The sequence below is a fragment of the Stenotrophomonas sp. STEN018 genome (assembly GCF_056760235.1).
Genome location: NZ_JBRREK010000026.1, coordinates 18,012 through 30,189, shown reverse-complemented (window position 1 = coordinate 30,189; position 12,178 = coordinate 18,012). Strand labels below are relative to the sequence as shown.

The 12,178-nt window shown below is 53.7% G+C and carries 11 protein-coding genes; 4 read left to right on the top strand and 7 right to left on the bottom strand.

The window, feature by feature from the left end; translation table 11 throughout:
* Nucleotides 1–133: 133 nt before the first annotated feature.
* A complete protein-coding gene (pilB, locus tag ACVOMB_RS11615) occupies nt 134–1,861 on the bottom strand; it encodes a type IV-A pilus assembly ATPase PilB (protein ID WP_481531318.1) in 1,728 nt (575 codons plus the stop codon).
* Nucleotides 1,862–1,983: 122 nt separating this feature from the next.
* Here pilB and ACVOMB_RS11610 point away from each other — a divergent pair, with 122 nt between their 5' ends.
* The 4 genes from ACVOMB_RS11610 (at nt 1,984) to ACVOMB_RS11595 (ending at nt 5,919) form a co-directional block, all read left to right on the top strand.
* The gene (locus ACVOMB_RS11610) at nt 1,984–2,838 is read left to right on the top strand and encodes a glycosyltransferase family 2 protein (RefSeq protein ID WP_481531317.1); all 855 of its coding nucleotides are present in this window, start codon (nt 1,984–1,986) and stop codon (nt 2,836–2,838) included.
* Between the two features lie 313 nt (nt 2,839–3,151).
* Nucleotides 3,152–3,970 carry a glycosyltransferase gene (locus tag ACVOMB_RS11605; protein ID WP_481531316.1) on the top strand — a complete coding sequence of 273 codons (819 nt, stop codon included), beginning with the start codon at nt 3,152–3,154 and terminating at the stop codon, nt 3,968–3,970.
* Between the two features lie 3 nt (nt 3,971–3,973).
* On the top strand, nt 3,974–4,903 hold the full coding sequence (locus tag ACVOMB_RS11600) for an NAD-dependent epimerase/dehydratase family protein (protein WP_481531315.1): 930 nt from the start codon (nt 3,974–3,976) through the stop codon (nt 4,901–4,903).
* Nucleotides 4,900–5,919 carry a glycosyltransferase family 2 protein gene (locus tag ACVOMB_RS11595; RefSeq protein ID WP_481531314.1) on the top strand — a complete coding sequence of 340 codons (1,020 nt, stop codon included), beginning with the start codon at nt 4,900–4,902 and terminating at the stop codon, nt 5,917–5,919. The genes ACVOMB_RS11600 and ACVOMB_RS11595 overlap by 4 nt, the downstream gene beginning before the upstream one ends.
* Here the strand turns inward: ACVOMB_RS11595 and ACVOMB_RS11590 are convergent.
* From ACVOMB_RS11590 to ACVOMB_RS11565, 6 genes are all read right to left on the bottom strand, one after another.
* Complete coding sequence (locus ACVOMB_RS11590) at nt 5,858–6,715, bottom strand: class I SAM-dependent methyltransferase (RefSeq protein ID WP_481531313.1); 858 nt, start codon at nt 6,713–6,715, stop codon at nt 5,858–5,860. The genes ACVOMB_RS11595 and ACVOMB_RS11590 overlap by 62 nt on opposite strands.
* 12 nt (nt 6,716–6,727) lie before the next feature.
* Nucleotides 6,728–7,657, bottom strand: coding sequence for a glycosyltransferase family 2 protein (locus ACVOMB_RS11585; RefSeq protein WP_481531312.1), 930 nt, complete (start codon nt 7,655–7,657; stop codon nt 6,728–6,730).
* A complete protein-coding gene (locus tag ACVOMB_RS11580; protein ID WP_481531311.1) occupies nt 7,654–9,054 on the bottom strand; it encodes a lipopolysaccharide biosynthesis protein in 1,401 nt (466 codons plus the stop codon). Before ACVOMB_RS11580 ends, ACVOMB_RS11585 begins: the two co-directional genes overlap by 4 nt.
* Nucleotides 9,055–9,240: 186 nt before the next feature.
* On the bottom strand, nt 9,241–9,993 hold the full coding sequence (locus tag ACVOMB_RS11575; RefSeq protein WP_481531310.1) for a class I SAM-dependent methyltransferase: 753 nt from the start codon (nt 9,991–9,993) through the stop codon (nt 9,241–9,243).
* The gene (locus ACVOMB_RS11570; RefSeq protein ID WP_481531309.1) at nt 9,959–10,927 is read right to left on the bottom strand and encodes an ATP-grasp domain-containing protein; all 969 of its coding nucleotides are present in this window, start codon (nt 10,925–10,927) and stop codon (nt 9,959–9,961) included. Before ACVOMB_RS11570 ends, ACVOMB_RS11575 begins: the two co-directional genes overlap by 35 nt.
* Before the next feature lie 17 nt (nt 10,928–10,944).
* Nucleotides 10,945–12,129 carry a DegT/DnrJ/EryC1/StrS family aminotransferase gene (locus tag ACVOMB_RS11565; protein WP_481531308.1) on the bottom strand — a complete coding sequence of 395 codons (1,185 nt, stop codon included), beginning with the start codon at nt 12,127–12,129 and terminating at the stop codon, nt 10,945–10,947.
* Nucleotides 12,130–12,178: the final 49 nt, after the last annotated feature.

Sequence of the window (12,178 nt, the reverse complement as noted above, 5' to 3'; positions counted from 1 at the left end):
ACCAGGTAGAGCCGAGCCATGCTCGGCTGGACATTGCCAGGAAAGCCCACCCGTAGAGCCGAGCCATGCTCGGCTAGGCACTACGAGGAAGGCCTCTGCCGAGCATGGCTCGGCACTACACACTACGCGTGGCTTAGTCCTTGGTGACGCGATTGATCTCGGCCAGACTGGTGGTGCCCTGCGCCGCCTTCAACAATGCCGACTGACGCAGATCATTGATACCTATCTTCTGTGCGGCCTCAGCGATATCCATCGCATTGCCGCCCTGCAGGACGATCGACGCGATGTCGTCGGTCATCGGCATCACCTGATAGATACCGGTACGGCCCTTGTAGCCTTCAGTGCACTCATCACACCCCACCGCTTCAAACAGCTGCACGCCCTTGGCGATCTGCTCGGCGGTATAGCCCTCAGCGAGCAGCGCATTCTCCGGCAACTGCTGCGGACGCTTGCAGTTACTGCACAGTCGCCGTGCCAGACGCTGGGCAATCACCAATGTCACCGAAGAAGTGATGTTGTACGGCGCGATACCCATGTTCATCAAACGCGCAATGGTCTGCGGCGCATCGTTGGTATGCAGCGTGGATAGCACCATGTGGCCGGTCTGTGCAGCCTTGATCGCGATTTCCGCAGTCTCAAGGTCACGGATTTCGCCGACCATGATGATGTCCGGATCCTGTCTCAGGAACGAACGCAACGCCACCGCAAAGGTCATGCCGCGCTTATTGTTCTGCTGCACCTGATTGACGCCGGGTAGACGGATTTCCACCGGATCCTCAGCCGTGGAGATATTGCGGGTATCGTCATTAAGGATGCCCAGCGCGGTATACAGCGACACCGTTTTACCTGAACCAGTCGGGCCGGTAACCAGCACCATGCCATAAGGCTTGTGGATCGCCTCCAGGAACAACTTCTGCTGGTCAGGCTCATAGCCAAGCTTGTCGATACCCAGCTTGGCCGCACTGGCATCAAGGATACGCAGCACGATCTTTTCACCGAACAAGGTCGGCAAAGTACTGACACGGAAGTCGATCTGCTTGCTCTTGGACAGATTGAGCTTGATACGCCCATCCTGCGGCACGCGCTTCTCCGCGATGTCCAGCTGCGACATGACCTTGAGGCGAGCGGCAATACGCTGATTCAGCTTGACCGGCGCCTTGGCCACGGTCTTGAGCAGACCGTCAATACGGAAACGGACCCGGTAATCGTCCTCGTAGGGCTCGAAGTGGATATCCGAGGCTCCCTTGCGGATCGCATCCACCAACGCCTTGTTGACGAATTTCACGACCGGCGTGTCGTCACCCTTGGCATCAACACCGGTATCGCCGCCGCCGCCCATATCCTCGTCGCCGGCGGAGACGTCCAGGTCGCCCATGCCTTCATCGTCGCCGCCAAGGCCGTCACTCAGCGAATCATTGCTGGCCAACCACAGATCCAAGGTGCGGCGGATCTGCTCCTCATCGACCAGGATAGGCTCGACCACCAAGTTGGTCTGGAACTTGATTTCATCCAGTTGCTGGGTCGGATTGCTGGTGCCGACGAACAATTTGCCGCCGCGCTTGAACAGCGGCAACACATGATGTCTGCGCAATAACTCCTCACTGACCAGCTTCATCGCGCTCTGGTTGGTGTCGAACACCGACACATCCAGCAACGGCATGCCGAATTCCATCGCGTTGGCTGCCGCCATATGCGCAGCGCTCACCAGCTTCTTGTCAGCCAGCCATTGGGCCAACGGCACCTTGGCATCCCCGGCCTGGGCCATCGCGGTACGGGCAACGGCCTCATCCAAGGCCCCGTCCTGAACCAGACGGCGGGCAATGCCGGTGATTCCGACCAAGTTTGCGGTGGCAACGTTCATTGAGGCATCCCCTGAAAGCAGGCCCCCAGATTACCTCAAGCCTCTATAAACGGGCAGTCCGTCCGCACCAAGGACACCAACCCAGCTACTATGCTGATGGGGAGAACTACGGGTAATCAAACGTGCGTGAACTGAGCATCATCCTGCCTGCAAAGAACGAGGCTGAGGGGCTGAAGCGGACACTGCCTGCCTTACGGGCAGCGTATCCGGCTGCAGAGATCATCGTTGTAGACGACGGCTCAACGGACCAGACCGCGGCAATCGCCCGCGAACACGGCGTCAGTGTCCTGAGCAGCCCATATTCGATGGGCAATGGCGCTGCGATCAAGCGCGGGGCCCGTGCCGCTACTGGACAGACACTGGTGTTCATGGACGCCGATGGCCAACACAGCGCCAGCCATATCGCGCAGTTGCTCGCCAAGCTGGAAGACGGCTACGACATGGTGGTGGGCGCCCGTGACAGCAGTGGCCAGGCCAACGTGCACCGAGGGCTGGCCAATGCCTTCTACAACCGCTTGGCCAGCCATATGACCGGCCACAAGATCCACGACCTGACCTCGGGCTTCCGCGCCGTGCGGGCAGACAAGTTCCGGGAGTTCCTGCACCTGCTGCCGAACGGCTTCAGCTACCCGACCACCAGCACCATGGCATTCTTCCGCAGCGCCTACCCGGTGGCGTACGTACCCATCCCGGTGGCCAAGCGGGTAGGCAACGGCAGTCATATCCGGCCTATTAAGGACGGCATTCGGTTTTTGCTGATCATATTCAAGATCGCGACGTTGTATTCGCCCTTGAAGCTGTTTGCGCCTATCGGGCTAGTATTTTTCGCTACAGGCATGGGGTACTACGCCTATACATTCGCCACCATGCATCGGCTCACGAACATGAGCACGTTGCTCTTTAGCGCCTCTGTTATCGTGTTTCTCATAGGGCTAATTTCGGAACAAATCACATCGCTGACCTACAGTGAAAAGTAAGAATCCACAGGCTTTGCCCAACGAAGCGCCGTTAGATGTCTTGTTTGTGAGCACCTCCTATCCTCGTGATGAAGCAGATTGGCGAGGAGTTTTCATGCGGCACATTTGCGATGCACTTGCGCTAAGAGACGAGATTTCCCTGAACGTATGGGCCCCCCCGGGGCAACCAATCTTGAATGCAGAAAGTGCAACCACTGCCGACGATGCACAGTGGCTAGACTCTCTAATGCAACGCGGGGGAATTTCTCATCTCTTGCGCTCCGACCCTATCACCGGAATAGCTTCCTCAGCAAAGTTATTGTGGATGCTGAGGATGGCGTATAAACGCGCGACCACCGCGCTGTATCATGTGAACTGGCTGCAATGTGCCATCGCGCTTCCAAATGATGGAAAGCCTGCGCTGATCACCGTATTGGGAAACGACATGCACCTGCTTAAGGTGCCATTGATACGACACGCGATACGCCGAGCATTGAGGGGAAGGGCCGTTACCATCTGTCCAAACGCAGAATGGATGGCGGCACCGCTACGTGATGCTTTCGGTGATATCGCAAACGTGGAAACCGTACCTTTCGGTATCGCTGCTGATTGGTATCAGATAAGCCGTGCCCCGGCGCTTCCTCCTCGCTGGCTAGTGGTCACCCGATTAACCTCCGACAAGCTTGGACCGTTGTTCGAATGGTGCGAACACCTTTTCAAAACCAGTGACAGACAACTCCACCTATTTGGCCCAATGCAGGAGCAGATCAAGACTCCAGATTGGGTTCACTACCACGGTGCCGCCACACCGGAAGCACTACTGCACACTTGGTTCCCACAAGCTATTGGCCTAATCACGCTCAGCCGCCACGCTGAAGGGCGGCCACAAGTGTTGCTGGAAGCGATGGCGGCGGGCCTTCCGATAATTGCATCGAAGCTTGCCGCACATTCAGACCTGATTGAAGATCGTGTTTCGGGGTTACTCTGCAACGAATCTTGTGAATTTTCGGAAGCAATAACCCTATTGGAACGAAGCGAATTCAATTCCAGCTATGGCGCTGCTGGCCGAAGCCACGCAAAGCATAGTTTTGGCACTTGGAATGATTGTGCGCAGCGCTATATATCGATATACCGCAGTCTTCTGGAGAAATAAACAATGCCCGGCGCAATACTTGTCATAGGCGCAGGCGGCTTCGTCGGACAAAATCTACTCAACGTGCTTTCAACGAAAAATACCCGCGTCATCGTGGCAACTCGGCACCCTTTGCCCCCAGGAGCTTATGGAACTGCTATCAGTAACATAGGTCTTCTGCAGCATCCAGCAAAGCTCGTGCCCGTACTTCGCGAAGTTATTGCTGTTGTCAACCTAGCGTCAGCATCCACACCAGGTAGTTCAGCAGATAATCCAATCTTGGAAATTGAGCAAAATCTGCGACCGCTTGCGATCCTTCTGAATGCACTGCAATCAGTGCCACAAATTCCATTAATACATATGTCATCAGCAGGAGCTATTTCATACAGACGAAACGCGGGCACCAGCGACGAAGATTCCCCCGTCTATAGCAGATCTTATCACGGCGCCGCAAAAATCGCCGCTGAGCATCTTATCGAGGCGTGGGTGCATCAGTTTAACGGCTCAGCAACGATCTTGCGTCCATCGAACATCTATGGACCAGGACAACCCTTTCGCCAAGGGTTTGGAATTATCCCCTCCATTTTCAACAGCTTGTGTAACAGCGAGACCGTCAAAATCTGGGGTGACGGGTCTTTCACCCGCGACTACCTTTTCATCGATGATCTTATCGGACTATTGATCAAGATCCTTGCTGGTGCCGCCAAGCCAGGCTTCAATATCTATAACGCTTGCAGCGGATCCAGCACCTCCCTGAACACCCTGTTGGAGATAATTGAATCAATCACCCATGCCCGCATCAAACGGGATTACATGCCAGAGCGCAAGATAGACTCTCCGTCCACGATTGTGAGTGGGAAAAAAACAGCCAATGCCCTCGGGTGGTCGGCGAACACTGAGATTAGCGATGGCTTACGGGCAACATGGAACTGGTTTAGAGATACTCACTCTTGAATACTCTGCCCACACCCACCTGTTCTATCTGTATTGCCAACTATAACGGCGTAAAACTATTGCCAGATTGCATACAGTCCTTATTGGATCAGCAGCCTCCGCTAGCCTTCGAAATAATTGTTCATGATGATGCCTCCACCGATGGCTCCGCGGAATGGATCCGGGCACGATATCCTGCGATCACGCTTATTGCCTCCAATGAAAATGTTGGATTCTGCGTTGCCAACAACAGAATGGCGGCTGTTGCGCGAGGGAAATACATCCTTCTGCTAAACAACGATGCCGCGCTACTTCCGGATGCTCTGAGCACCCTGATACAAGCTTCTGAGAGCGGCCTATCGTCCGCGATCCTGACACTTCCACAGTACGACTGGGACTCCGGTAGCCTGGTTGATCGTGGCTGCCTGCTGGACCCGTTTTATAACCCCGTGCCAAATCTCGATCCGGAGTGCCAAAGCGTGGCCTATGTCATCGGAGCATGCATGTTCATGGCTAGCGCTACTTGGAAGGAGCTGGGTGGATTCCCGCCATGGATGAACTCCATAGCGGAAGACATTTTTCTGTGCCGCCTAGCAAGGCTATCAGGGCGACCAGTAATTGCCTTAGGCAGCAGTGGATATCGTCACAGACAAGGGGCTAGCTTTGGAGGCAACCGAGCGGGCAAAGGTGGCTTGAGCTCGACCTACCGTCGCCGAATGCTGAGTGAACGTAACAAGACCGCGACCATGGTGATCTGCACACCGACAATACTAGTTTGGCCATTGCTAGTGGCACATATTCTGTTGTTATGTATTGAAGGAGGTGTAATGGTCGCAATCAAGCGTAACACACGCCCATGGCATGCAATATACGCCGAAGTAATTCGTCACACGCTCCGGAAACTACCTCTCTGGGTCAAACAACGTCGACAGATACAAGAATCCAGGCAATCTGCGATCGCCTATTTTACAGACTTCACTCTATTCCCACAGAAACTAAAACTACTGATGCGCCATGGCCTACCTCAGCTGCACTAGGCCTCAGCTGTGCGCTCTCAAAAACAGGCTTTTTGAATAAAAACAGCGGTTCAGCCGGATTCACACCGTGTACTATTGGATCATACTTACCCAGAACTTCAGAATGATCGCGAACAGCCGGTTGTAATCCGCTCTGTGCGAAGCGAACGAACACATCTCGCCCAAACAGCCGAACATGATCTGCCTGTCCATATGCTTGGAGCCTTGCATCCGCATCCACAATACCGGCATCCTCCCAACTCTTGTGTAACTTAGCGCTATACGGCGTCTGCAGAAGCGCAAATCCACCCGGCCTGAGCACCCTGTACACCTCCGCAAGCGCGATGTCCGCATCAGCCACATGCTCAAGAACATGATTGGCTACAACCATATCAAAACTTTCATCCTCAAAGTCGATGTGCAACATATCAATACGACGGACGTCGGCGCGCCCAGGATAGAGATCACATTTTACATAGTTGGCCATGCCCACACCCTCGAAAACGCGGGACAGCTTTTTCTCCGGCGCAAAGTGGAGGACTGATTTCCCTTCCATCCAGATTAGCATCTGCAACTCGCGCAGATACATCAACAGATGGCGCTCTCTGTCATGAGCCCCACATCTGGGACACTCAAACTGCTCAGGGTCACTACCAATAACGTCGAGCACCCTGATAAGCGCCGGCACATCCGAACTACCATGACGATAGGGCATGAAGCGCCAAACATTTTTGCCGCAGAGCACGCAATAACGCCGCCCACCAGGAATCCATCCCGCAAAAAAATAAGGAATAACCTTGGAAAGCTGCAGCGCCATACCACCCTCTAGTCAATGCGGATAAAGAACCCGGCTGCGGACGGACCTCAAACTGCCAACAATCGATTTTGAGCCAACCCGCCCTATTGATGACAATACCTTTGGCCAGCTGATCCTAGCCTCAAGCCGCACCCGGCCGAGCCAATACCCAAACATGGCCCAATCCCCACTACGGATACTACGGAAGAAGACCCTTCGCAAGAAGTCGGCAACTGCCCGATCCCGATCCGCTACCTCAATCAGATCGCGCGGCACGCTCAATATCGCCTGCCAATAGAGCTCGCGAACCCGCCCATTCATATCAACAACCATTGATGCCGCGTTTCCTACTCTGTATGCAGTAAGCGGCTCTGCGATGTGCCCTAAGGGCCCGAAACATGCCAACCTTAAATGCACCTGGAAATCTATCTGCTGCTGCCTTTCAATCCAGCTCTTTTTGAACGAGGCGCGAAACAGCACCGAACTGTTGTTAAGAACATTTCCACGGGAGATTAGCGTACGAAGATCGATTGAATCACCAACGTAATCCGTGAAACGCCCGAGAGGCCGCTCATGCATATCTACAACCATCGCATTGGTGTAAACAGCAGGACTTTCTGGATGGGCCGTTAGATACTCGATCTGCCGCTGCAACTTTCCAGGCAACCAATAGTCATCACCATCTACCCTGGCCAGAAAATCCCCATGAGCACTGTCCAAGAGGTCACACATGTTTGCGAAGGCCCCGATATTTTCTGGCCTCCTGAAGTACTGAATACGGTGCTGGTACTCGCCCAGCAGCGCCCCAATCACAATCGGCGTGCCGTCTGTAGACGCGTCATCACCAACCAGTACTTGAACATCCGCATCTACGATCTGATCCAAAATACTGCGCAGACACCTCTCGATCAATTCCGCCTGATTGTAGGTAACAACGCAAACGGTTATCAGGTACTGGCTCATCGAGAGTCCCTGGCCAGCACTTTCCTCAGGAAATATACTCCAGCCTTCCAGGCGGCAAGCTTGGCTGAAGCGGCGACGCCCACATAAATGCTCGCAGCGAATATGACCGACGAACCAAGCCCAACTGGCCCCTTGCCCCAGATCATCATACCCGCCCTCGCCAGCACGCAGACCGCGGCGGCCAGCACAAACACACCGTAGCAATCGCGCACCTGCGCAGAAATTCCGTACCCAAGTAGCCGCTTGGATTGCCAGCCATTAATGAACACGCAAAGCACTCCAGAGATAACGACAGCAGTAGCCATCGCCAGTGCGCCAAAAAAGCTGCCAAGCACTAGCACCGGCAATGAAACTGCAACCTTCACGATTTCCAGCTTAAATACAATATCGGCGCGCCCGATAGCTCCAAGCGCAGCTAGATTAACCAGATGCAGGGGCCACAATGCTGCCGCCAGCGCCAGCAGCGAGAGCAGCGGTGCGGCAGGCAGCCATTTATCGCCGAAAATCATGGCAATCACCGCGTCAGAAACAGCCGCCAGACCCAGCATGCAGGGCGCGAACACCAACATACTAGCCCGCAACGACAGTCGCATTGCACTTTGCAGTGCGCCTTCAACCTCTCGTGCCGAAGCAAAGATTGGCAGCCCAACGCGATTCATTACCCCGGCCATGAACTGGGCAGGCGCCTCTTGGATGCTCTGGGCGAGAGTGTACTGGCCGACGACTTGCGGCGCAAAAAAATGCCCCAGCGTTAGCAGCTGCAGCCGCACGGAGACCATACTCATGAGATTGGCCGCCATCATGTAACCGCCAAATCTGAACAATCCTTTAAATGAAGACGCGCGAAAGCGCACAGCTGGCCGCCAGCCCACGCTCACCCAAAGTAGCAGGACTCGCGCCAGCGTCGCCATAAGTGCCTGCAACACTAGAGCAGCCGCACCAGCGCCCTTCTGGGCCAGGATGATCGCTACCAGCCCTGAGGATGTCGAGGCCACCAATTCAATTTTCGCTCTCGACCTGAAGTCCAAGCGCCGCGTCAGTAGTGCGTCAGGAACAATAGCCAACGCTCCGAGCGGGACCACCAAGAGCAACAGCCGGGCTAGCGGCTCAAGCACTGGTTGCGAATAAAACCTAGCAAGCCACGGCGACGCTATCCAAAGCAGCCAAAACAATACAACAGACACGAGCAGCGATGCGCAGAACACCGTGGCCTCGTCATCGGCGTTGATGATTTTGCTCTGCACCAACGCCAGCCCAAAACCTCCATTCACCAACACACCGCAAATAGTCGTGAAAGCCAAAAGAATAGCAACCAAACCGAAGTCGCTTGGCACTAGGATCCGCGCCAGACAAACCGTAACCACGAACTGCGCCGAATATCGGAACGCAATCTCCACGGCACTCCACCATGTCGCACGAGCCGCCCGGTGCGCCAATGGCTCTATGGAGCTCACCTCCACCATTGATCAACCTCACGCAAACCGTAATCGATCATAGAATAAATGCTCGTATCTGACCCCAAAACGATGCTGCCGCCAGACAACTAAATGCCGGAAACACATGGCTCGCCGAACTTCAAATTTTCAACGCGGCCTGCCAATGCAAAGCAGCCTTTCACTTCGATCTAAAAGCCGGTGACCCGATGCACGCAAATATGTGCGAATCAATGCCGGGTGGCCCAATCCGGTACGGATCAAAAAATCCTCATGCCTGCGTTTATACTTTCCAACAGGAATAACGACTACATCCTCGCAGACCGAAGACATCAGATCGGTTATTTCAGCTACAGAAAAAAAACGAATATCATAAAGAGAATCACGCTGCTTCATTCGCGAAAAATACTCCACAAACTGCGCATTGTGTCCATTATGAACCGTAGCAATCATACGTCCACGCGTCACGCGAGCTTGCTCGGCAGCCAACTCTTTAATCTGGGCATCATCGAATAGTACCCAGAACCCGTTATGGTAAGTAACATCGAAATGCTTGTCGAGAAAAGGCAACTCAAACGCACTCGCATGAAAAATTGAACTGGTGAAACCTGGAAAAACATGTCGTGCACGGGCAACCGATTCCGCAGAAAAATCCATCCCACTGCACTCTATACCCGATCGTCGCAGCATCGCCATATCACGAAAACTACCCGCAGCCAATTCAAGAACAGATTGATCTTTCCGGGCAAGAAGCGCACGAATGTAGTAAGCATGACGCAGATCCGCTTGATACTTGTCAAATATCGCAACCCACTTTTCATCCCAATCCGCAGAAATAGAGTTCTTATCAAGCCCATTCAGTGACATATCAACCCCCGGCAAAGCCGCCGTCAACTTCGACATATTCGCGACAATATATCACCTTCCGAACCACGATTTCGCCATCAATAGATCCGCCACTGAAGCAGCGAATGTGATTGGCGACCATGTCATAACCCATCATCTTAGTGAACGCGACACCGGCAGAAAATCTAGGATTGACATCCATCAAAAAAAAACGACCTTCGCGATCAACGATGAATTCGACATTCACACAACCATTCACGCCAAGCGTGTCCACCACGTATTTTGCAGCTTCGATATGTTCAGGAGCGGACCCCATTTCTACAACCAGACCCGCGCCGTTCACGGTCCTCTGCAGCTCACGTCGCCCTATCGCAACAGCAAGCCCGCTTGTCTGCTGCCTTACCACGTCGACCACCACTACATGACCGTCGATGAGAGGCTGGATTATATAGTCCCTTGCGCAGGTCCTACGCAAGAGCTGGGCAACATCGAATTCGTTGTCAATTCGAACCACACCTTCGCTACTACGCCCGCGCCTCGGCTTGGCAATCAAAGGAAACGATGGCATGGACCTTTCCCTGTCCATCAATTTGGTTGGAATTATTGCCACACGCGAATCCGCAAAAAAGTGCTCATAGAGCGCCCATTTATCACGACTGATCCGCAACGCGGCACTGGAGGACATACAAAGCTGCGCTCCGCACGCAGCAAATGCCAGCCTATTTCTATCCAGCACGTCAATTTCAATATCAGTTAGAGGGATAACCCAATCGATAGCGAGAGATCGGCAGACGAGTGTCAACGCAGAGATATAATCAGTCTCATCGCATGCCTGTGGGACCTCATGAAAGGAATCTACCCGAGCTGCCTGTGCTGTCCAACTAAAGGGAAGGGAGTTGCAACCGACCACATAGGCACCAGGCAAAGAGCGCAGCGAAGCTACAACGGCTGCAGCTGACATCGACCCGATCGCAGTTACCAGAAAATTCACCGGCTCCCCCAAGAAAATTATCGATCGGCTCGATCCGCCCAGGTGCCAAGAGCTCGGGAGACCACCGCCACCACTCTCTCGATATCCTGACCAGAAATATGCGGCCCGGCAGGAAGAACGATCACACGCTCAGCAATAACTTCGGTCTGCGGAAGGCTTGCACCGGCGTGTGGATACAAATCCCGATACGGCTGCATCCTGTGGCATCCAGGCCAAAAATACTTTCGTGCCAGTATGTTATCGGCATGTAATAGTTCGACAAGCTCGTCACGCGATGCCGCTGCATCCAAGGCAATCTCCAGCACAACGTAATGATGGCTATTTGCATCACAGCCATCATATTTAACGAAATCAATGCCCTTTACTTTTGAAAAAGCGGCCCTGTACAAACGATGAACTTCGCGATTGGAAGCACATATTTGCTCGAAGCCCTCCAGGTTAACCAGTCCCATCGCCGCACAAACTTCTATCATTTTTCCGTTCGTACCCGGATGAATGACATTGTCATAGCCCTTGAACCCAAAATTACGCATCAGCCTCAACGTCTCCGCCAACCCATCATCATTGGTTGTTACCGCACCGCCTTCCATAGTATTAAATGCCTTGGTGGCGTGAAAACTAAAAACTTCACACGAACCAAAATTGCCTATACTGACGCCGTCGAGAGTGCTTCCGAACGCATGAGCCGCATCGAACATCAATTTGAGCTTGAATTCGTCGGCAATGTCTTGCAACGCCTGTACCGGAGCCGCGCGCCCCCAAAGGTGCACACCGATTATTCCAGTAGTGCGCGGGGTTATCTTCTTCCTTACCGAGTCCGGATCAAGGTTGTGGGTTACAGGATCGATGTCAGCAAAAACCGGCGTTATGCCTTGCCAAAGCAGCGCATGTGCTGTTGCGACAAAGGTCCAAGACGGAACAATAACCTCACCAACCAGTCCAAGCGCGCGAATTGCGATTTCAAGCGCAATGGTACCGTTGCACATTGCAACACAGTTCTTGACGCCAAGCTTCTCTGCGATCCTTTGCTCAAGTTGCTGAACTATGGGCCCGTTATTGGTAAGCCATTGATTGTCGAGCACCTTCGTCACCAATGACAGGAATTGTTCGCGACTACCAATATTTGGTCGACCAACATGCAATTCAGCCAGAGCGCGCTCCTGTACAGATACCGCTCTTGCTTCAGAGATTCCAGAGGACATCAGTCGTCACTCCTCACCTGCAAGGCAGACGTTACTGACTGAACACAAT